The sequence below is a fragment of the Candidatus Dormiibacterota bacterium genome (assembly GCA_035532035.1).
Lineage (GTDB): Bacteria > Vulcanimicrobiota > Vulcanimicrobiia > Vulcanimicrobiales > Vulcanimicrobiaceae > Tyrphobacter.
This window is the reverse complement of the sequence record DATKRS010000004.1, coordinates 272,342-291,213: the sequence shown is the minus strand read 5'-3', so window position 1 is coordinate 291,213 and position 18,872 is coordinate 272,342. Positions and strand designations below refer to the sequence as shown.

General features: G+C 63.5%; 28 protein-coding genes and 1 pseudogene. All 29 read right to left on the bottom strand.

Annotated elements, in window-relative coordinates:
* Positions 1 to 6: 6 nt before the first annotated feature.
* Positions 7 to 819 carry a type I methionyl aminopeptidase gene (gene map / locus VMV82_02070; GenBank protein HUY40339.1) on the bottom strand — a complete coding sequence of 271 codons (813 nt, stop codon included), beginning with the start codon at positions 817 to 819 and terminating at the stop codon, positions 7 to 9.
* On the bottom strand, positions 816 to 1,484 hold the full coding sequence (locus VMV82_02065) for an adenylate kinase (protein ID HUY40338.1): 669 nt from the start codon (positions 1,482 to 1,484) through the stop codon (positions 816 to 818). Before VMV82_02065 ends, map begins: the two co-directional genes overlap by 4 nt.
* Positions 1,485 to 1,503: 19 nt before the next feature.
* Complete coding sequence (secY, locus tag VMV82_02060) at positions 1,504 to 2,802, bottom strand: preprotein translocase subunit SecY (protein ID HUY40337.1); 1,299 nt, start codon at positions 2,800 to 2,802, stop codon at positions 1,504 to 1,506.
* Entirely contained in the window at positions 2,803 to 3,462 is a 660-nt protein-coding gene (gene rplO, locus VMV82_02055; protein ID HUY40336.1) for a 50S ribosomal protein L15, read from the bottom strand.
* A gap of 74 nt (positions 3,463 to 3,536) precedes the next feature.
* On the bottom strand, positions 3,537 to 4,049 hold the full coding sequence (gene rpsE, locus VMV82_02050) for a 30S ribosomal protein S5 (protein ID HUY40335.1): 513 nt from the start codon (positions 4,047 to 4,049) through the stop codon (positions 3,537 to 3,539).
* Between the two features lie 8 nt (positions 4,050 to 4,057).
* Complete coding sequence (gene rplR, locus VMV82_02045) at positions 4,058 to 4,423, bottom strand: 50S ribosomal protein L18 (GenBank protein HUY40334.1); 366 nt, start codon at positions 4,421 to 4,423, stop codon at positions 4,058 to 4,060.
* Positions 4,423 to 4,974 carry a 50S ribosomal protein L6 gene (gene rplF, locus VMV82_02040; protein ID HUY40333.1) on the bottom strand — a complete coding sequence of 184 codons (552 nt, stop codon included), beginning with the start codon at positions 4,972 to 4,974 and terminating at the stop codon, positions 4,423 to 4,425. The genes rplR and rplF overlap by 1 nt, the downstream gene beginning before the upstream one ends.
* A gap of 5 nt (positions 4,975 to 4,979) precedes the next feature.
* Positions 4,980 to 5,378, bottom strand: a complete 399-nt coding sequence (gene rpsH / locus VMV82_02035; GenBank protein ID HUY40332.1) for a 30S ribosomal protein S8 — start codon at positions 5,376 to 5,378, stop codon at positions 4,980 to 4,982.
* Between the two features lie 13 nt (positions 5,379 to 5,391).
* On the bottom strand, positions 5,392 to 5,577 hold the full coding sequence (locus VMV82_02030; protein HUY40331.1) for a type Z 30S ribosomal protein S14: 186 nt from the start codon (positions 5,575 to 5,577) through the stop codon (positions 5,392 to 5,394).
* Positions 5,578 to 5,582: 5 nt separating this feature from the next.
* Positions 5,583 to 6,140: a 50S ribosomal protein L5 gene (gene rplE, locus VMV82_02025; GenBank protein HUY40330.1), complete on the bottom strand. Its 558-nt coding sequence runs from the start codon at positions 6,138 to 6,140 to the stop codon at positions 5,583 to 5,585.
* 4 nt (positions 6,141 to 6,144) lie between these two features.
* Complete coding sequence (rplX, locus tag VMV82_02020; protein HUY40329.1) at positions 6,145 to 6,501, bottom strand: 50S ribosomal protein L24; 357 nt, start codon at positions 6,499 to 6,501, stop codon at positions 6,145 to 6,147.
* Positions 6,498 to 6,875, bottom strand: coding sequence for a 50S ribosomal protein L14 (rplN, locus tag VMV82_02015; protein ID HUY40328.1), 378 nt, complete (start codon positions 6,873 to 6,875; stop codon positions 6,498 to 6,500). The genes rplX and rplN overlap by 4 nt, the downstream gene beginning before the upstream one ends.
* Entirely contained in the window at positions 6,872 to 7,138 is a 267-nt protein-coding gene (gene rpsQ / locus VMV82_02010; GenBank protein ID HUY40327.1) for a 30S ribosomal protein S17, read from the bottom strand. Before rpsQ ends, rplN begins: the two co-directional genes overlap by 4 nt.
* Positions 7,125 to 7,343, bottom strand: coding sequence for a 50S ribosomal protein L29 (gene rpmC / locus VMV82_02005; protein ID HUY40326.1), 219 nt, complete (start codon positions 7,341 to 7,343; stop codon positions 7,125 to 7,127). Before rpmC ends, rpsQ begins: the two co-directional genes overlap by 14 nt.
* On the bottom strand, positions 7,340 to 7,759 hold the full coding sequence (gene rplP, locus VMV82_02000; protein HUY40325.1) for a 50S ribosomal protein L16: 420 nt from the start codon (positions 7,757 to 7,759) through the stop codon (positions 7,340 to 7,342). The genes rpmC and rplP overlap by 4 nt, the downstream gene beginning before the upstream one ends.
* A gap of 386 nt (positions 7,760 to 8,145) precedes the next feature.
* Positions 8,146 to 8,775, bottom strand: a pseudogene (rpsC, locus tag VMV82_01995) (30S ribosomal protein S3).
* A 9-nt stretch (positions 8,776 to 8,784) separates the two neighbouring features.
* Complete coding sequence (gene rplV, locus VMV82_01990) at positions 8,785 to 9,267, bottom strand: 50S ribosomal protein L22 (protein ID HUY40324.1); 483 nt, start codon at positions 9,265 to 9,267, stop codon at positions 8,785 to 8,787.
* Entirely contained in the window at positions 9,264 to 9,554 is a 291-nt protein-coding gene (gene rpsS / locus VMV82_01985) for a 30S ribosomal protein S19 (GenBank protein HUY40323.1), read from the bottom strand. The genes rplV and rpsS overlap by 4 nt, the downstream gene beginning before the upstream one ends.
* Positions 9,555 to 9,567: 13 nt before the next feature.
* Positions 9,568 to 10,392, bottom strand: a complete 825-nt coding sequence (gene rplB, locus VMV82_01980; GenBank protein ID HUY40322.1) for a 50S ribosomal protein L2 — start codon at positions 10,390 to 10,392, stop codon at positions 9,568 to 9,570.
* Positions 10,393 to 10,701, bottom strand: a complete 309-nt coding sequence (gene rplW, locus VMV82_01975; GenBank protein HUY40321.1) for a 50S ribosomal protein L23 — start codon at positions 10,699 to 10,701, stop codon at positions 10,393 to 10,395.
* Complete coding sequence (gene rplD / locus VMV82_01970; GenBank protein HUY40320.1) at positions 10,701 to 11,348, bottom strand: 50S ribosomal protein L4; 648 nt, start codon at positions 11,346 to 11,348, stop codon at positions 10,701 to 10,703. Before rplD ends, rplW begins: the two co-directional genes overlap by 1 nt.
* A complete protein-coding gene (rplC, locus tag VMV82_01965) occupies positions 11,348 to 11,986 on the bottom strand; it encodes a 50S ribosomal protein L3 (GenBank protein ID HUY40319.1) in 639 nt (212 codons plus the stop codon). Before rplC ends, rplD begins: the two co-directional genes overlap by 1 nt.
* Positions 11,987 to 12,135: 149 nt before the next feature.
* A complete protein-coding gene (locus VMV82_01960) occupies positions 12,136 to 12,456 on the bottom strand; it encodes a hypothetical protein (protein HUY40318.1) in 321 nt (106 codons plus the stop codon).
* An 84-nt stretch (positions 12,457 to 12,540) separates the two neighbouring features.
* Positions 12,541 to 13,707 (bottom strand): acyl-CoA dehydrogenase family protein, encoded by a 1,167-nt coding sequence (locus VMV82_01955; GenBank protein HUY40317.1) that lies wholly within the window; start codon positions 13,705 to 13,707, stop codon positions 12,541 to 12,543.
* Positions 13,708 to 14,694 carry an aldo/keto reductase gene (locus VMV82_01950; protein ID HUY40316.1) on the bottom strand — a complete coding sequence of 329 codons (987 nt, stop codon included), beginning with the start codon at positions 14,692 to 14,694 and terminating at the stop codon, positions 13,708 to 13,710.
* 14 nt (positions 14,695 to 14,708) lie between these two features.
* Positions 14,709 to 15,134: a hypothetical protein gene (locus VMV82_01945; protein HUY40315.1), complete on the bottom strand. Its 426-nt coding sequence runs from the start codon at positions 15,132 to 15,134 to the stop codon at positions 14,709 to 14,711.
* Between the two features lie 35 nt (positions 15,135 to 15,169).
* On the bottom strand, positions 15,170 to 15,478 hold the full coding sequence (gene rpsJ, locus VMV82_01940; protein ID HUY40314.1) for a 30S ribosomal protein S10: 309 nt from the start codon (positions 15,476 to 15,478) through the stop codon (positions 15,170 to 15,172).
* A 59-nt stretch (positions 15,479 to 15,537) separates the two neighbouring features.
* Positions 15,538 to 16,737 (bottom strand): elongation factor Tu, encoded by a 1,200-nt coding sequence (gene tuf / locus VMV82_01935; protein HUY40313.1) that lies wholly within the window; start codon positions 16,735 to 16,737, stop codon positions 15,538 to 15,540.
* Between the two features lie 19 nt (positions 16,738 to 16,756).
* Positions 16,757 to 18,862 (bottom strand): elongation factor G, encoded by a 2,106-nt coding sequence (gene fusA, locus VMV82_01930; protein ID HUY40312.1) that lies wholly within the window; start codon positions 18,860 to 18,862, stop codon positions 16,757 to 16,759.
* Positions 18,863 to 18,872 lie beyond the last annotated feature (10 nt).

The following is an 18,872-nucleotide window of genomic DNA, read 5'->3' as shown; positions in this document are numbered from 1 at the left end:
ACTGCATTACCTTGATAGAGCGCCGGTTTCGGCCTCCGGGCGGAAGTTGTCGGCGGCGGGATGCTCCCCGAGCTCTCGCAGCGTCAGGATCTTGGGACCCTTCTCGGTGACGGCGACGGTGTGCTCGAAGTGCGCTGCGAGTTTACCATCCGCCGTCACGACTGTCCAGCCGTCCTTCTGGATCTGGACTCCAGGTGCGCCCTGCGTGATCATCGGCTCAATCGCGATGACGAGGCCCGGCCGCAGCTTTGCTCCCGTGCCGCGCCGGCCGTAGTTGGGGACCTGCGGCTCCTCGTGCATCTCGCGCCCAACCCCGTGCCCGACGAGCTCGCGAACGACGCCGAAGCCGTTGCTCTCGGCGTGCTCCTGCACCGCTGCGCCGATATCGCCCACGTGCGCGCCGCTGCGCGTCGCGGCGATACCGATCATCAGGCATTCTTGCGTCACCGCGAGCAACCGGCGAGCTTGCGCTGAAATCTCTCCGATAGGAACCGTCACCGCGCTGTCGCTGACGAAGCCGTCGAGCGTCGTCCCGATATCGATGGAGAGCAGGTCGCCGTCTCGTAGGACATAGCGTCCGGGAATGCCGTGCACGATCTCGTCGTTCACCGACGCACAGATCGAGGCGGGAAAGCCGCGATAGCCTTTGAACGTCGGCACGCCTCCCCGCTCCCGAATCGCGCGTTCCGCGAAGTCGTCCAGCTCGCCCGTCGTCACGCCCGGGCGCGCACGCTGCATCAGCTCGCTAAGCACGGCTGCCGTGACCCTCCCGCTGCGGCCGATCGTCTCGATCTCACGCGAGGACTTGAGCGTGATCACGGCATCCGCAACGGCGACGATGTCGCTTCCAGCGCATGCAAAAGTTCGGCCGTCACTGCTTCGATGGGGCGCGATGCGTCGATCTTCAAGTAGCGGCGAGATCCGGCGTCGTCGTAGTAGGTGATCAGCGGTATCGTCTGTCTTTCGAAGACGTCGAGCCGATGGCACACGACGTCAGGATTGTCGTCTTCCCGCTGAATCAACGGGCCGCCGTCCTCGTCGTCGATCCCGGCCGTCTTGGAAGGGTTGAATTTCTCGTGATAGACCCGACCCGTGCGCGGATTCGTCCAGCGTCCCAGCAGCCGTTCTTCGAGCGTCGCGCGAGGAACGTAGAAGTAGATCGCGTGCGGCAGACCGCGCCCCGCCGAAGCGAGCATGTGATCGAGCGCTACGGCTTGCGCGACGGTCCTAGGGAATCCGTCGAAGATCACCCCCGCGCCGGCCGGCGGGAGGTTCTTCTTCACCATTTCAATGATGAGGTCGTCAGGCACGAGCTCGCCGCCCTGCATGTAGTCTTCAGCCGCCTTCCCAAGCTCGCTGCCGCGCTGCAGATTCTCGCGTAGCAAATCGCCCGTGGAGACCTGCCGGTATCCGTGTTGCCTGCGAAGGATCTGCGCCTGCGTACCCTTCCCAGCGCCGGGGGCGCCGAAGAAAATGACGTCCATGGCCGTTACGCCGAAACGCTCATCGCGACTTGATGAAGCCTTTGTAGTCGCGCATTGCCAAACGCGCTTCGATCTGATTGATGGTGTCTAGAGCGACGCCTACGACGATCAATAACGACGTCGAGCCCAAGTAAAACGTCGTGATGCTCAAGCCTTGCTGGAGCATGCTCGGCAGCACCGCCAAAAGACCGAGATAGATCGCCGCGGCGGTCGTGATTCGATAGAGAATCTTGTTCAAATAGTCTACCGTCGGTTGCCCCGGGCGGATGCCCGGAATGAACGAGCCCGTCTTCTTGAGATTGTCGGCAACGTCGCGCGTATTGAGCACGATCGAACTATAGAAGAACGTGAAAATGACGACCAGGAAAAAGTACACGCCATTGTAGAGCAGCGTGTTGGGCGCGAAATAGGCCTGCAGCCAGTTCGATACCGCCGCGAGCGCGCCGTGCGCCGTTCCGCCGCGATTGAACCACGACAACGCCTGCTGCGGGAGAAGCAAAATCGAGATCGCGAAGATGATCGAGATGACGCCGGCATTGTTCAACCGCAGTGGAATGTACGTCGAGCGCCCGGCGAACATCTTGCGTCCGACGACGCGCCGCGCCTGCTGCACCGGAACGCGCCGCTGCCCCTGATACAGGAACACGATTGAAACGATGATGACGACCGCCATCAACACGTAGAGCACGAGATGGAGCAAGCTTAAGCCGCCGCCCGCGGCCGTCGAGTACGTGTTTGCCACGTACGTCGGATACCGCAACACGATGCCAATGAAAATGATGAGCGATACGCCGTTGCCGATTCCACGGTCGCTGATCTGCTCGCCGAGCCACATGAGGAACAGCGTCCCCGCAACCATCGCGAGAATCGCAAAGAGCAGATAGGCTACGCTCGTGTCATAGAAGACGCCCGACGCTCGCATGGAGTTCGCCATGAACGTCCCCTGCACGGCGGCAAGCAGGATCGTCAGCCACCGCGTGTACTGGCTGATCTTCTTGCGGCCCTCCTCGCCGCCTTTCTTCGCCAGCTCCTCGAGTTGCGGCAGCACGACGGTCATCAGCTGCATGATGATCGATGCGTTGATGAAGGGCGTAATGCCCATCGCGATGACGGAGAGGCGCTGCAGCGCGCCGCCAGAGAGGAAGCCCAGCAGATTGTAGAACGTGCCGCTCGAGAGAACTCGCTGCCACGCCTGCTGATTCACGTTCGGGAGCTGCACGTGGATCATGAAGATGAACCACGCGAAGGCGAAAAGCACGAAGCCGACGCGTTTGCGAATCTCCGGAACGAGCAGCGCGGCGCGGAGGTTGTTTAGCAACTACGCGCTTCCGCCGACCGCCTCGAGCTGTGCGCCGGCGGCCTCCAGCGCGCTGCGGGCGCTGGTCGAGAAGAGAACGTCGCGAAAGCGCAAGCCTTGCGGAATCGTCTTGCCGCTCTGCGCGCCCCCCAGGATCTTCACGCCGTCGCAGACGTCTTTGAGAACGCCGCGTTCGCGCAGCGATTCCGGCGAGATCTCGACGCTCGGGTCCCATTCTGCCAACTGGTACAAGTTCACGACCGCATAGCGAGACCGGAAGTGTCCGATGTCTCGCGCCTTCTGCGAATACCCTCGCCGGTGCGGTAAGCGCCGCGCCCAAGGCGTCTGTCCGCCTTCGAACGTCCGCCCTTTGCCGCCGCCCGAGCGAACCGTCTGACCCTTGCCGCCTTCGCCGCCCGTCTTCACCATGCCCGAGCCGTGCCCGCGTCCGATGCGCTGGCGCTTCGGCCGGCTGCCTGCGGCGGGCGCGAGCGCTCCCAGCTTCAAAATACCCGTACCAGACGCGATCGCCCCGGACCGCGCGTGCGGTTTGGCAGCCGCGTGCGGCTTCGCGGCAGCGTGCGGCTTCGCGGCAGCGTGCGGCTTCGCAGCAGCGCGCGGTTTCGCAGCAGCGCGCGGTTTCGCAGGGGCGTGCGGCTTCGCGGCGGCACGTGGTTTCACAGCCGAGGTTTTCTTCATCGCGGACGGGGCGCGCGCGGGAGACTTCTTTGCTTTCTTCTTCTCTGCCATGATCGTTACGCCGCAAAAATCTCTTTGGCGGTCTTGCCGCGACGCGCGGCAACCTGCTCTATCGTCCTCAGCGACGCCAGTGCCTCGACGGTAGCGAGCACCACGTTTACGGGATTATTGCTGCCCAGAGACTTCGTCAAGATGTCGTGAATACCGGCGAGCTCGAGCACCGCGCGCATCGACCCGCCGGCAATGACGCCGGTTCCCGGGGCGGCCGGCTTCAACATGACGCGTGCTGCACCGGCTTGGTGCGTCACCGCATGAGGAATCGTCTTCTCGACCATTGGAACGGTGATGATCGCCTTACGCGCTCGCTCCACGCCCTTGCGAATCGCTTCCGGAACTTCGCCTGCCTTGCCGATCGCAAAGCCAACGCGCCCGTTGCGATCGCCGACCACGACGAGCGCGCTGAAGCTGAAACGCTTGCCTCCCTTCACGACCTTCGCCACGCGGTTCACGCGAACGACCGTCTCGTCAAACCCACTGCCGTCGCGCTCGCGACCTCCACGATACTGCATTGAAACTCCTAAAACTCCAATCCGGCTTCGCGCGCGGCATCGGCAAGCGCCCGAACGCGACCGTGATACTTGTAGCCGGCGCGATCGAAGACGACGTGGGTCACGCCCGCAGCCTTCGCTTTTTGCGCAATCGCCGTCCCGACGGCCTTGGCCGCGCCGAGATTCGTGTGCGACGCAGACGCCGCCCCGAGCTCCTTCTCACGCGTCGACGCTGCAACGAGCGTATGCCCTTTGGCGTCGTCCACAACTGCGGCATAGATGTGGTGCAGCGTGCGCCGCACGAACAAACGCGGGCGCTCTGCCGTACCGGCAACCTTCCGGCGCACCCGCTCGTGACGCGAGCGCCGCGCGACGTTCTTTGATACTCGTGCCATTACTTCTTACCGGCCTTCGCCGCTTTGCCGAGCTTGCGCCGAACGTGCTCGCCCTCGTAGCGAATGCCTTTCCCCTTATAGGGCTCGGGCGGCCGCAACGAGCGGATCTCGGCCGCGACCTGCCCGACGCGCTGTTTGTCGATGCCATCGACGTGAATCTTGTTCTGACCCTCGACCGAGAGCGCGATGCCCTGCGGCGGCGAGAAGACGACCGGGTGCGAATACCCGAGGCTCAAGTTCAACCGTTCGCCCGACTTTGCGGCGCGATAACCGACACCTTGCAGCTCGAGGCTCTTGCGGAATCCCTTGCTCACTCCCTCAATCATGTTCGCGATCAACGTGCGCGTCAAACCGTGCGCTGCCCGGTGCGTGCGCGCGTTGCCGCGGCGCTCGACGACGACGCTCGCGTCATCGACGCGCACCTCGACGACGTCGCCGAGGATCTGCTGGCACAGCTCGCCCTTCGGCCCCTTGACGCGTACCTCGGTGCCTCCAACGGTAACGTTCACGCCCGTGGGCACGGGGACGGGCATCTTTCCTATACGTGACATGCGCGTTACCAGACGTAAGCCACGACTTCGCCGCCGACACCGAGCTTGCGCGCACGCTTGCCCGACATGATGCCTTGCGGCGTAGAGATGATGACGAGTCCCAGACCGCCGAGCACGCGCGGAATAGACGTCCTCGGCGTGTATACGCGCAGACCCGGTCGCGAGATGCGGCGAAGGCCGGTAATGACTTTCTCCTTCTCGGGGCCATAGCGCAACACGATGCGCAAGAGTCCCTGCGGACCTTGGCTTACGCGCTCGAAACCGTCGATAAAGCCTTCGTCCTTGAGGATCTGCGCGATCGCTTGCTTCACGCGCGAGGCGGGAACGTCGACGGTTGCGTGATTCGCGGTGTTCGCGTTGCGAATCCGCGTGAGCATGTCGGCGATCGGATCGGTTACAGCCATACTGCTTCCCCTCTCACCACGACGCCTTCGTCACGCCCGGGACCGTGCCGGCGTGCGCGCCCTCGCGAAAACAAATTCGACACATCGCGAAACGCCGCAGGAATCCCCGCGGCCGGCCGCAGGTTCGGCAGCGGTTATGCTTGCGTACCGAAAACTTCGGCGTCCGTTTCGACTTGACGATCATGCTCGTTTTTGCCAAGATTCCTAGCCCCTCGCGCGCTGCGCTTGCAGCGGCAGTCCCATGGCGACGAGAAACTCCGACGCCTCTTCGTCGGTCTTCGCCGTCGTCACGATCGTAATGTCCATACCGCGCGTCTTATCGACCTTGTCGTAGTTGATCTCCGGAAAGACGAGTTGCTCGCGCAGCCCGAGATTGTAGTTTCCGCGCCCGTCGAACGATCTCTGCGGAAGGCCGCGGAAATCGCGAATGCGAGGCAGCACGATATTGAATAGCTTGTCCAAGAATACGTACATCCGGTCGCCGCGCAGCGTCACCTTCGCCGCGATGTTTACGCCCTGGCGCAGCTTGAAAGCGGCAATCGATTTCTTCGCCTTGGCCACCACGGGCTTCTGGCCGGTGATCGCCGTCAGCTCGGCGACGGCATTATCGAGCGCCTTCGGGTTGACGAGCGCCTCGCCGACGCTCATGTTCACGACGACCTTTTCGAGCTTCGGAATCTCGTTGACGTTCCCGTAGCCGAAGCGCTCTTGCAGCTGCTTAGCGACCTGCTCGAGGTATCGTTCTTTCAATCGCGACGCCACGACCCTACGCTCCCTTCGCCGATTCGCGCGCTGGCTCGCCGCACCGCGCGCAAATGCGAGCCATCCGATGCTCCTTGGTTTCGCCGCGGCGCAGCCGGGTCGGCGCCTTACACGCTTCGCAGACGTATTGAAGCGCCGAGAACGGCAGCGGTGCTTCCTTCTCCACGATGCCGCCGCTGCGGCTTGCCGATCCCATGTTCGACGTCTGCTGTTGCGGCTTCGTGTGGCGCTTCACGACATTCACGCCTTCGACCGTTGCATTGCCGGTATTCGGAAAGACCGCCTTGACGATGCCGCGTTTGCCCTTTTCTTTGCCCCGAAGCACGACGACGGTATCACCCTTGAGGAGCTGCGCTTTCACAGGACCTCCGGCGCGAGCGATGCGATCTTCAAGAAGCCGCGGTCGCGCAGTTCGCGCATGACTGGACCGAAGACGCGGGTGCCGCGCGGGTCGAGGTTGTCTTTCTCTCCCTTGATGATCACGCACGCGTTGTCGTCGCAGCGAACCACTGATCCGTCCGTGCGGCGAATCGGCGCAGTCGTCCGTACGACGACCGCTTTGACGACCTGCCCTTTTTTCACGGCGGCGCCAGGGATAGCGGCCTTCACCGTTCCCACGATCACGTCGCCGACGTGTGCGTACTGATGGCGCCCGCCTCCTTGAATATGAATCACCAACAGCTCTCGCGCGCCGGAATTGTCGGCAACCTTCAGCCGCGTTTCCTGCTGTATCACTTCGCCCGCTCCACGACCTCGACCAGCCTCCACCGCTTGTCGCGTGAGAGCGGCCGGCACTCCACGATGCGAACGACGTCGCCCGTATGCGCCTCGTTGCGCTCGTCGTGCGCTTTGAAGCGCGCTGACTTGCGAACGATCTTTCCGTAGACGCCGTGCGGAACGCGCGTCTCGGAAACGACGACGATCGTCTTGTCCATCTTGTCCGACGCGACGCGGCCGACCTTGATCCGGCGGCGTCCGCGGTCCTTACGCTGCTCCATCGCGCTCCGTTATCTTCTTTTCGCAAATGACCGTCTGGATTTGCGCGTAGGAACGGCGCGTCTCACGCACTTTACTAAAGTCCGTGAGATGCCCGGTTCGAAGGGCAAAGCGCAGGGTGAAGAGCTCCTCCTTCGTCTCCTTTGCCTTGCGTTCGAGCTCCGGAACACTCAAGCTTCGAAGCTCCCCAAGCGCGTTGTGTTTCACGTGCGCGCCTCCTCGCGAGTGATGATTCTCGTCCCGATCGGCAGCTTCGAAGCGGCGCGCTGCAGCGCCTCGCGCGCCGTCACCGGCTCGACGCCGGCCAACTCGAAGAGCACGCGGCCCGGCCGCACGACCGCGACCCAGAACTCCGGGTTGCCCTTTCCCGAGCCCATTCGGACCTCGGCAGGCTTCTTGCTCACCGGTTTGTCGGGAAAGACCTTGATCCACACCTTGCCGCCGCGTTTGATGTGCCGCGTCATGGCGATTCGCGCCGCTTCGATCTGCCGATTGGTCATCCAACACGGCTCCATCGCCTGCAAACCGAACTCGCCGAACGTCAGCGTGCTGCCGCGCGTCGCCGCGCCGCGCATGCGACCGCGTTGCGCTTTGCGCCACTTCACACGTTTGGGTGTCAACATTATTCAGCGCTCCCGTCCGGCGGAGCAACGGGCGGCACTTCCACCGGCGCGGGCTCCAATGCAACCTCGACCGGCGCGGGCTCCAATGCAACCTCGACCGGCGCGGGCTCCAACGCAACCTCGACCGGCGCGGGCTCCAATGCAGCCTCGACCGGCGCGGGCTCCAATGCAGCCTCGACCGGCGCGGGCTCCAATGCAACCTCGACCGGCGCGGGCTCCAATGCAGCCTCGACCGGCGCGGGCTCCAATGCGACCTCGACGGGGATCGGCGGCAACGCCACTTCCACCGGCGCGGATTCGCGCGAGGTTCCGTCTTGCGGACGCCGCCCGCGGCCGCCGCGTTCGCGGCGGCGCTCCGAGCGCTCCGTTCGGCCTTCGCCGCGCGGCTGCTCCGGAAGCACTTCGCCGCGATAGATCCACACTTTCACGCCGATGCGACCGAACGTCGTAAACGCTTCGACGGTTGCATAGTCGATGTCGGCCCGCAGCGTATGCAGCGGAACCTTGCCGTCGGCGTTGCGCTCGGTCCGCGCGATCTCGGCGCCGCCGAGCCTTCCGGAGACTTGGACCTTCACGCCGCGCGCACCGGCCTTCATCGAACGCGAAATCGCCTGCTTCATGGCGCGACGGAACGCAATCCGCTTCTCCAGCTGATCGACGATGTTCTGGCCAACGAGCCGCGCATCGAGCTCCGGGTGCTTGATCTCCATAACGTTGACCTGAACGTTTTTGCGGGTCAGCTGCTCGAGGCTCTTGCGAATATCCTCGATCCCCACCCCGCGTTTGCCGATGATGATGCCCGGCTTGGCGGTGTTCACGATGACGCGCGCCTGATTGGCGCGCCGCTCGATCTCGATCCTGCTGATCGCAGCCGACCGCATCCAGCGATTGAAGAACTTTCGGATGGCCGCGTCTTCGTGCAGCCAATCGATGTAGTGCTTCTTCTCGAACCAGCGGCTGTCCCAGGTTCGCGTGATGCCCAGGCGCATGCCGACCGGATGAATCTTATGTCCCATGAACGTCCTCTATGACGCTGCGCCTGCGGCGGCAGCGCGCTGGCGGCGGCGTGCGGTTGCGCGTTTGGGTTGCGCCGTCGCGGCAACGGCCGCGCCCGGCCTGCTGCGACGAATCTGTTTCGGAGCCTGCTCCGTCACGACGACGGTCACGTGCGACATCCGCTTGCGCTTAAAGTACGCACGTCCTTGCGCACGCGGGTCGAGCCGCTTCGTGAAGCGGCCGCCCGGGCCGCCGTCGACCGTGATGCGAGCGACGTAGAGCTCGTCCACGTTCATGTTGTGGTTCGCGCCCGCATTCGCCGCCGCACTGCGCACGAGGCGTTCCATCGGCTCGGACGCATACACGCCCGAGAACTTCAACAGCACGAGCGCCTCGCGAACGCTCTTCCCGCGAATTGCGTCAGCAATCCGGCGAAGCTTTCGCGGACCCATCCGTACGAAGCGCAGATGCGCGACCGCCTGCTGCGCGGGCTGCGCGTTTTCAGCCGTCACGGCGTCGTCGCCGGCTTCACGGCGGCCTTCTCGCCGCCGTGCCCGCGGAAGGTTCTCGTGGGCGCAAACTCGCCCAGCTTGTGCCCGACCATGTTCTCGGTGACGTAGACCGGGACGTGCGCCTTTCCGTTATGAACGCCGATCGTGTGACCGACCATCGCCGGCACGATCGTCGACGCGCGGCTCCACGTGCGAATGACGCGCCGCTCGCGCGTTTCGTTCAGCTTTTCCACTTTCTTCAACAGGTGCTCCGCGACGTACGGGCCCTTCTTGAGCGATCTACTCACTCAGAGAATCTCCTCACGACTTCCGCTTGCGAACGATCATCTGCGCGGTGCGCTTGTTGCGCCGCGTCTTTTTGCCCATCGTCATCTGGCCCCACGGTGTCGTCGGCGGCCTACCCGACGTGGAGCGCGCCTCTCCGCCGCCGTGCGGGTGATCGACGGGGTTCATTGCGATGCCGCGGACGCTCGGACGTTTGCCCATATGGCGCATCCGCCCCGCCGTGCCGATGATCTGATTCTCATGGTCGATGTTGCCCAGCTGACCGATCGTGGCGCGGCACTCGATGTGAATCTTGCGCACCTCGCCCGATGGCATGCGCACCTGCGAGTACTCGCTTTCCTTGGCCATCAGCTGCGCGCCGACGCCGGCGGAGCGCACGAGCCGGCCTCCCTGTCCCGCGCGAAGCTCGATGTTGTGGATCACGGTACCCACCGGAATGCTCTTGATCGGCAACGCGTTTCCGATCTTGATGTCGGCCGCCGTGCCCGATTCGATGACGTCGCCGACTTGCAAGCCGAGCGGTGCGAGGATGTAGCGCTTCTCTCCGTCGCGATAGTGCACGAGCGCGATGCGCGCCGACCGGTTCGGATCGTATTCGATCGTCGCGACCTTCGCCGGGATGCCGTCCTTCGAGCGTTTGAAGTCGATGAGCCGGTAGAGCTTGCGCGTCCCGCCACCCTTGTGCCGCACGGTGATGTGACCGTTGAAGTTTCTCCCCGCATGCTTTTTGCGAACCTCCAGGAGCGAGCGCTCTGGCTCGACCTTGCTGAGATCCGAAAAGTCGATCGTCGTCACGAATCGGCGCCCGGGGCTGGTAGGACGATATTTCTTTACTGGCATCTATTGCTCGAAGTAATTGACGCCACCCAGCTCGATCTTCTGACCGCTCTTGAGCGTAACCACAGCTTTTTTGTAATCGCTTCGCCGGCCACTCGTGCGAACGCGGCCTCGAGCGAACGTGCGGGCCTTGCCGCGAACGTTGACGGTATTCACTCGCACGACGTTAACCTTGAAGATTTGCTCCACAGCCTGCCGAATCTGCGTCTTCGTCGCATCGGGGCGAACCGTGAACGTGTACTGGGTCTCCAAGGCCTTCGACATCGCCTTCTCGGTGATGCGCGGCGAAAGAATCACGTCCTGTGCCTCCATTACCGGCTCCTCGCGAGGCGCTCGACCACCGCATCGTATGCGGCCGTCGTGAAGACGAGACGCTCGAATCGCAACACGTCCTTGACGTCCAGCGCGCCGTCGTCGGTAATGCGAACGCGCTGCAGGTTCCGCACCGCGCGTGCGATGGATGCGGCGTTTTCCTCTCCGCGCGCGTGAACGATCAGAATAGTGGCGCCGCGTGCGGCGCTCTTGCGGTCCCCGAAGAGCAACGCGACGCACTGCGCCGTCTTCGACGGCGCGAACGTCTCGGCGTCGAGCAGCGTTACGGCGCCGTTGCGAAAGCGATCGGCGAGTGCGGCGACGAACGCGGCGCGCCGCTCCTTCTTGTTGAGATCCTCCGCGTAGCTACGGGGCTGCGGTCCGAAGACGACGCCGCCATGCCGCCACTGCGGGGAACGAATCGAACCTTGACGGGCACGGCCGGTGCCCTTTTGCCGCCACGGCTTCTTGCCGCCGCCGGAGACTTCGTCGCGTTTCTTCGTCGACGCCGTTCCCGCGCGCGCGTTGGCAAACTCGCGATGCACCGCGCGAAAGAGCGCGTGCTCCGGCGTGGCGGCGCTCGTGAACAGATCGTGGACGGCGACTTCTCTGAGCACGGCGCCAGTGCCGTCGATGACGTTGGGCATTACGCCTTCGCTCCGGCCTTGGTCTTGACGCTCAGGCGCACGACGACGAACCCGTTCTTCGCACCGGGAACCGGTCCACGTACGAGCAGCACGTTGCGTTCGGCATCGGCACGCACGACCTCGAGATTCTGATGCGTCGTTTGGTCGACGCCGAAGTGCCCGGGGCGACGGCTGCCGCGCGTCGTGCGTCCCGCGTTCGTATCGCCGTTCGAGGCGGGCTGGCGATGAATCATCGATCCGTGACTGGCACCGCCGCCGCTGAAGTTGTGGCGCTTGATGGCTCCGGCGAAGCCATGGCCCTTCGAGACGCCGACGACGTCTACGCGATCGCCCGGCTCGAACGCTGAGACGGTTACCGTTTGACCGACCTCGAGACCCTCGATGTCCTCGCGAAACTCGTGGACGACCCGCGCCGGCTCGACGCCCTGCTTCTTATAATGGCCTGCGAGCGCTTTGGTGAGGCGGCGACGTTTGATCGCGCCGAATCCAAGGGCAACGGCCTCATAGCCGTTCCGCTCCTTCGTTCTCCGTTCCAGGACCGTGCAGGGACCAGCCTCGATCACCGTCACCGGAACGAACCTTCCGTCCTCGGTGAAGTAGCTGGTCATCCCCACCTTGCGGCCAAGGATGCTCTTCATGAATCTCCCTCGACTTGAGGCGCCGTGATACACACTGATCCTGGCGTACTGCTCACGTTGCCCGGACCACAACCTCGGCACTATAGCAAGGCGGCCCCGGCGCGTCAAGCGCCGGGGCCCCTAGAGCTTGTCGCCGGCACTCTAAAGAGCTAGTAGTTCAGTCTCAGATCGTATTGACACGTGTTGAAGGAGCCGCGCGTCAGCGTGTGTCCGTTGCGATAGATGACCCGGACGTCTTCGAGGCAGCCCTCACGGATCGTGAAGTTCGCCGACTGACCGGGGAAGAGAAAGTTGTTACCGAGCAAGTCCGGCCCCCACATGCGCCGGTTAATGCCCGAGACGTTGATGGTTTCCACCGCGTGAGAACCAGCATTCACGATGCGCAGGTTGTGCGCGGCGAGTGTCGGCGCCGTGCTGAGCAGCACGGTCGTCAACGCCATCGAGAGAGCAAGCACAGTCTTCTTCAGCATAATTGCACCTTTCATTGACCGCAGTAGCAAGCGGGCTCTCGGCCTCTACGTTGCGACTCTGGCCATTCCCTTCGAGCTAGCAGGCTAGGTGAACGCGGAGAGGCCCGTTATCGCTTCACCCAAGACGAGCGTGTGAATCTCGTTCGTGCCCTCGTAGGTATACACGGACTCCAAGTTGTTCATGTGCCGGATCACCGGATACTCGAGCGTGACGCCGTTAGCGCCGAGTACGCCGCGGGCGCAGCGCGCGATCTGCAGCGCGGCGCGCACGTTGTTGAGCTTGCCGAAGCTGACGTGAGGAGATAGGAGCCTGCCCGCGTCCTTCATTCGGCCGAGATGCAAGGCAAGCAGCGTTCCTTTTTCGAGCTCGATCAGCATCTCGACCAAGCGCTCTTGAATCAGTTGGAAGCCGCCGATCGGACGATCGAACTGGATGCGTGTCTTGGCGTACTCGAGCGCAGTCGCGTAGCAGGCACGCGCGGCACCCATCGCTCCCCAGATGATGCCGTAGCGGGCCTCGTCTAGCGTCGTCAGAGGCGCTCGCATGCCGACTGCCTCCGGCAGCACCGCTTCCTCAGGCAGCCGGCAATCGTCCAATACGAGTTCGCTCGTGACGCTCGCGCGCAGCGAAAGCTTGCGCGCGACGTCCCGAGCCGAAAAGCCCATGGTATCCGTCGGAACGAGGAACCCGCGGATTCCGTCGTCGCTGCGCGCCCAAACGATCGCAACGTCCGCGATGGAGCCGTTGCTGATCCACATCTTCGTTCCCCGCAGGATCCAGTCGCCGCCGTCGCGCCGCGCGAAAGTCCGCATTCCCGCGGGGTTGCTCCCAAAATCCGGTTCCGTCAAGCCGAAGCAGCCGATGACCTCGCCGCGCGCCATCGGTGCGAGCCAGCGGACACGCTGCGCCTCGCTTCCCCAGCGCGCGATTGCGTGCATCGCAAGGGAGCCTTGCACGGAGACGAAGCTGCGGACTCCGGTGTCGCCGGCTTCCAGTTCGAGGCATGCTAGTCCATAGGCGACGGCGCTTGCGCCCGCGCAATCGTAACCGCGCAGATGCATGCCCAAAACGCCGAGCGTGCCGAGCTCTTTGGCCAGCTCGCGTGGAAAGATCCCGGCTTCGAACCATTCCGCAACGTACGGCAACACGCGATCCGCGACGAACTTTGCAACCTCTGCACGTATGAGACGCTCGTCGTCAGACAACAGCGCGTCGATCGCCAGGAAATCAAGCGGATCGGGCGGCGGCACTTATCGGTTCACGAAGCTCATGTCGGCGTATCGCGCGCCGCTGGCGGCGTCGGGTGGGAACACGGCTTCGAGTGCTTCACGGTCGGCAACGCTCAATACCACGTCGAGTGCGCCGAGGTTCTCTTCGAGATATTTCACGCGCTTAGTGCCCGGAATCGGAACGATGTCCTCGCCTTGCGCGAGCAGCCACGCGAGTGCCAGCTGTGATGGCGTGCATCCGAGGTGTTGTGCGATTCGTTGCACCTCGCGCACGAGCGCCAGATTCTTGGCGAAGTTCTCTCCCTGGAAGCGCGGCGAATGTGCGCGGAAATCGTCATCTGCGAAGTCACTCGGACTGGAAATGGCCCCGGTGAGGAATCCGCGTCCGAGCGGGCTGTACGCGACGACACCGATTCCGAGCTCACGTGCGGCCGCTAACTGGCCGTTCGTCTCGAGATCGCGCGACCACAACGACCATTCGTTCTGCACGGCGGCGATAGGATGTACGGCGTACGCGCGTCGCACGTTCTGCGCACTCGCCTCCGAAAGCCCGAGAAAGCGCACTTTGCCCGCGGAGACCAGCTCCGCCATGGTCCCGACGGTCTCTTCGATTGGGACGCTGGTGTCGACGCGATGCTGGTAGTAGAGATCGATGTAGTCGACGCCCAGACGCTCCAGCGACGCTTCGCAGGCCGAGCGCACGTACTCCGGCCTACCGCTGATCCGGCGCTCCCCCGGACGGTCGGCAGCCCGAACGATGCCGAACTTCGTCGCCACCACGACGCGATCGCGCATCGATCGAATAGCTTTGCCGACGAGGCGTTCGTTCTTGCCGTTGCCGTACATGTCGGCCGTATCGAGCAGCGTGACGCCGAGGTCCACCGCGCGTTGAATCGTGCTCACCGATTCGGCTTCGTCTCCCGGCCCATAGAACTCCGACATTCCCATGCAGCCCAGTCCGAGCGCTGAGACGGTCGGCCCGGCGGCGCCTAGCTGTCGGTACTGCATGGCTTCCAGACCCCCTACCTGCGTAAGACGCGGTTCAGCTTGTCGAACAGCGCCTCGATCGACCGCTCGAACTGATCCTCGAAGCGCCGCCAAAGCAGACGCCCGTCCGTGTCGGAGAGCGTTCCCTCGATGCGGTACTCAACGGTCGTCGTCTTGCCTTCGGACGAGAGATAGAAGCCGTGGCGGCCGTCGACGCCTTCGTTGAGAATGCGCCAGACGATCCGCTCCTCCGGTACGATCTCCGCGAGCACGCTGTGGATGCCGAGATGCCATTCTTCCGTCTTTCCCACCGACATGGGCCCCGGCGAGCGCATGAAGGGCTGAGACGCGAACGGCCAGATCTGGTCGCCCGACGTGCCCATCTCTTCCAACAGATGGAAAATGCGGCGCTTCGTGCCGGTGAACGTCCGAGCTCTCGACTCGCGCAACTCGATGGGCATAGGCTGCCGGTTCGCCCCTCGGGCGCGGCAGTCTTTTAGGCCTTTAGCTCGATATCCACGCCAGCCGGCAAATCCAAGTGCATCAGCGCGTCCATCGTCTTGGGCGAGGCTTGCAGGATGTCGATCAAGCGCTTGTGCGTGCGCATTTCAAAGTGCTCGCGCGACTTCTTGTCGTTGTTCGTGGACCGCTGAACGCAGAAACGGTTGATTTCCGTCGGCAGCGGCACGGGGCCGCTCACGAACGCGCCCGTGCGCTTCGCCGTTTCGACGATGCGCTCGGCCGACTGATCGAGCACGCGATGGTCGTACGCCTTGAGCCGGATTCGGATTTTTTGCTTGGCCATCAGAGAGCTGCTACCGGGAGTGAGGTCATGGACGACGAATTCCCTTCGAGCGGTGCACGTTAATCCTGAACCTTCGTCACCACGCCGGCGCCGACGGTGCGGCCACCCTCGCGAATAGCAAACCGCAGACCTTCTTCGCACGCGATCGGCGTGATGAGCTCGACGGCCATCTGCACGTTGTCGCCCGGCATGACCATCTCGACCCCTTCGGGCAGCTTGATGGTTCCGGTCACGTCGGTCGTGCGGAAATAGAACTGCGGGCGATAGTTCGCAAAAAACGGCGTGTGCCGCCCGCCCTCTTCCTTCGAGAGTACGTAGACCTCGGCCGTGAACTTCTTGTGCGGTTTGACGGAGCCCGGCTTCGCGAGCACCTGGCCGCGCTCGATTTCGTTGCGATCGATGCCGCGCAGGAGAACGCCGATATTGTCGCCGGCGATGCCGAAGTCGAGCAGCTTGCGAAACATTTCGATGCCGGTGACGACGGTCTTCTTCGTCTCCTCCTTGAGGCCCACGATCTCGACTTCTTCGCCGACCTTCACCTGGCCGCGTTCGACGCGTCCCGTTCCGACGGTGCCGCGCCCGGTGATCGTGAAGACGTCTTCCACCGGCATGAGGAACGGCTTGTCGATCTCACGTTGCGGCTCGGGAATGTACGAATCGACCGTGTCCATCAGCGTGAAGATCGGTTCGGCGTCCGGATCGCCGCGCTTGCCGCTCGAGTTGAGCGCCTTGAGCGCCGAGCCGCGAACGATCGGCGTCTCGTCGCCGGGGAACTGGTACTTGCTCAGCAGCTCGCGCACTTCCAGCTCGACGAGCTCGAGCAGCTCCTCATCGTCGACGAGATCGACTTTGTTCAAGAACACGACGATGCGCGGCACGCCGACTTGGCGCATGAGCAAAATGTGCTCGCGCGTCTGGGGCATCGGACCGTCGGTGGCGGCGACCACGAGGATCGCTCCATCCATTTGCGCAGCGCCCGTAATCATGTTCTTGATGTAGTCGGCATGGCCGGGGCAGTCTACGTGCGCGTAGTGACGCTTCGCGGTCTCGTACTCTTGATGCGAGATCGCAATCGTAATGCCGCGCTCTTTTTCTTCCGGCGCGTTGTCGATCTCGTCGACGCCGCGCGCGGTAGCGAGCCCTTCGGTCGCAAGGCAGTGCGTGATCGCCGCCGTCAACGTGGTTTTGCCGTGATCGATGTGACCCGTGGTGCCGATGTTGACGTGCGGTTTCGTCCGTTCGAACTTTGCCTTCGCCATGAATGTCCTTTCTCGTTCCTTATGCTGCTGAGCTGCTCTTGTGCTGCCCGGACTTCGCGATGATCTCCTCGGTCACGGACTTCGGTGCCTGCTCGTAGTGCGAAAACTCCATCGTGTACGTCGCCCTGCCTTGCGTCGCCGAGCGCATGTCGGTTGCGTAGCCGAACATCTCCGAAAGCGGAACGTGCGCCGTAATCACTTGGGCCCCTCCCGGGGCGTCCTCCGTCGTTTGGATTATCCCACGACGGCGGTTGAGATCGCCCGTGATATTGCCCATGAAATCCTTTGGCGTCGTCACTTCGACCTTCATGATCGGCTCGAGCAGTACCGGCCCCGCGGCGCGATTGGCCTCCTTGAACGCCATGGACGCCGCAATCTTGTAGGCAATCTCAGAGGAGTCGACCTCGTGGTACGACCCGTCGATCGCCGACGCCTTGAAATCGAGCACCGGATAGCCGGCGAGCACTCCGCTCTGCGCGGCCTCGGCGATGCCTTCCTGCACGGCCTTCTGGTACTCCTTGGGAATCGAGCCGCCGACGATTTTCCACTCGAAAACGAAGCCCTTGTCGGGCGGCTGCAACGGCTCGACCACGAGCGTGACGTCGCCGTACTGTCCCTTGCCGCCGGTCTGGCGAATGAACTTTCCGCGCCGCTCGACGCGCTTGGTGATCGCCTCTTTGTACGCGACCTGCGGCTTTCCGACGTTCGCTTCGACCTTGAATTCGCGGCGCAGCCGGTCCAGGATGATCTCCAGATGCAGCTCGCCCATCCCGGAGATAATCGTCTGTTGCGTCTCCTCGTCCGTGCGCATGCGGAAGGTCGGATCCTCCTGCGCGAGGCGCGCGAGCGCGGTTCCGAGCTTGTCTTGGTCGGCCTTGGATTTCGGCTCGATCGCCTGCGAGATGACCGGCTCCGGAAACGTGATCGACTCGAGCGCGATCGGCGCCTTCTCGTCGCAGAGCGTGTCGCCTGTGCGCGTGTCGCTCAGGCCGACGGCTGCGGCAATGTCGCCTGCACCGATCGAATCGATGTCCTCGCGATGGTTCGCGTGCATGCGCAAGATGCGCCCGATGCGCTCTTTGCGTCCGGTGCGCGAGTTCAAGACGTAGCTGCCCTTGTTCAACGATCCAGAGTAGACGCGAAAGTACGTCAGATTCCCGTACGGATCCGTCGCGATCTTGAACGCGAGCGCCGCGAAGGGATCGCTGTCGTCGGGCTTGCGCGCGACGTCCGCGCCGGTTCTCGGATTCGTCCCGACGATTGGACGCGCGTCGAGCGGCGAGGGCAAGTACTCGACGATCGCATCGAGCAGCGGTTGGACGCCTTTGTTCTTGAAGGCGGCACCGCACAGCATGGGAAGGACCGTGCCCTCGATCGTCGCGCGGCGCAGAGCCGCCTTCATGCGATCGACCGGCAGCTCCTTACCCTCGAAGAACATCTCGAGCAGCTCGTCATCCTGCTCGGCAATCGCCTCGACCAGTTCGCGCCGGCACGTCTCGGCGATGTCGCGCAGCTCCCCGGGCTCGACGTCGGTTTCCGCGGTCATGGTACCGAGGTCGTCCGAATAAACGATCTTCTTCATCGTGAAGAGGTCCACGACGCCCGTGAACGCGTCCTCTGCGCCGATCGGCACTTGCACCGGAACGGCACGCGCGCCGAGGCGCTCGCGAATCTTCGCAACGACGTTGAAGAAATCGGCGCCCATGCGATCCATCTTGTTCACGAAGACGATGCGCGGAACGCGATACTTGTTCGCCTGCCGCCAAACGGTTTCGGACTGTGGCTGCACGGCGGCAACGGAGTCGAAGATCGCGACCAAGCCGTCGAGGACGCGCAGCGAGCGCTCCACCTCGACCGTGAAATCCACGTGTCCCGGCGTGTCGATGATATTGACGCGCGTATCGCGCCAGACGCACGCGGTCGCCGCCGATGTGATCGTGATGCCCCGCTCTTGCTCTTGGACCATCCAGTCCATCGTGGCGGCACCGTCGTGTACCTCGCCCAGCTTGTGGACGCGCCCCGTATAGAAGAGAATGCGCTCGGTGCACGTCGTCTTGCCGGCATCGATATGTGCGGCGATGCCGATGTTGCGCGTGCGCTCGAGCGGGAAATCCCGTGTAGCCATGATGCTCTAG

What these genes read in the sequence shown, in the direction of transcription:
- VMV82_01945 (HUY40315.1), bottom strand. Translation starts at nt 15,134, where the DNA reads ATGCCCATCGAGTTGCGCGAGTCGAGAGCTCGGACGTTCACCGGCACG.
- rplF (HUY40333.1), bottom strand. Translation starts at nt 4,974, where the DNA reads ATGTCACGTATAGGAAAGATGCCCGTCCCCGTGCCCACGGGCGTGAAC.
- rplD (HUY40320.1), bottom strand. Translation starts at nt 11,348, where the DNA reads ATGCCCAACGTCATCGACGGCACTGGCGCCGTGCTCAGAGAAGTCGCC.
- rplW (HUY40321.1), bottom strand. Translation starts at nt 10,701, where the DNA reads ATGGAGGCACAGGACGTGATTCTTTCGCCGCGCATCACCGAGAAGGCG.
- VMV82_02065 (HUY40338.1), bottom strand. Translation starts at nt 1,484, where the DNA reads ATGGACGTCATTTTCTTCGGCGCCCCCGGCGCTGGGAAGGGTACGCAG.
- rplB (HUY40322.1), bottom strand. Translation starts at nt 10,392, where the DNA reads ATGCCAGTAAAGAAATATCGTCCTACCAGCCCCGGGCGCCGATTCGTG.
- rpsJ (HUY40314.1), bottom strand. Translation starts at nt 15,478, where the DNA reads ATGGCCAAGCAAAAAATCCGAATCCGGCTCAAGGCGTACGACCATCGC.
- rpsQ (HUY40327.1), bottom strand. Translation starts at nt 7,138, where the DNA reads ATGGAGCAGCGTAAGGACCGCGGACGCCGCCGGATCAAGGTCGGCCGC.
- tuf (HUY40313.1), bottom strand. Translation starts at nt 16,737, where the DNA reads ATGGCGAAGGCAAAGTTCGAACGGACGAAACCGCACGTCAACATCGGC.
- rpsH (HUY40332.1), bottom strand. Translation starts at nt 5,378, where the DNA reads ATGGCTGTAACCGATCCGATCGCCGACATGCTCACGCGGATTCGCAAC.
- VMV82_01960 (HUY40318.1), bottom strand. Translation starts at nt 12,456, where the DNA reads ATGCTGAAGAAGACTGTGCTTGCTCTCTCGATGGCGTTGACGACCGTG.
- VMV82_01950 (HUY40316.1), bottom strand. Translation starts at nt 14,694, where the DNA reads ATGCAGTACCGACAGCTAGGCGCCGCCGGGCCGACCGTCTCAGCGCTC.
- rpsE (HUY40335.1), bottom strand. Translation starts at nt 4,049, where the DNA reads ATGCAGTATCGTGGAGGTCGCGAGCGCGACGGCAGTGGGTTTGACGAG.
- rplC (HUY40319.1), bottom strand. Translation starts at nt 11,986, where the DNA reads ATGAAGAGCATCCTTGGCCGCAAGGTGGGGATGACCAGCTACTTCACC.
- fusA (HUY40312.1), bottom strand. Translation starts at nt 18,862, where the DNA reads ATGGCTACACGGGATTTCCCGCTCGAGCGCACGCGCAACATCGGCATC.
- rplP (HUY40325.1), bottom strand. Translation starts at nt 7,759, where the DNA reads ATGTTGACACCCAAACGTGTGAAGTGGCGCAAAGCGCAACGCGGTCGC.
- rplR (HUY40334.1), bottom strand. Translation starts at nt 4,423, where the DNA reads ATGGCACGAGTATCAAAGAACGTCGCGCGGCGCTCGCGTCACGAGCGG.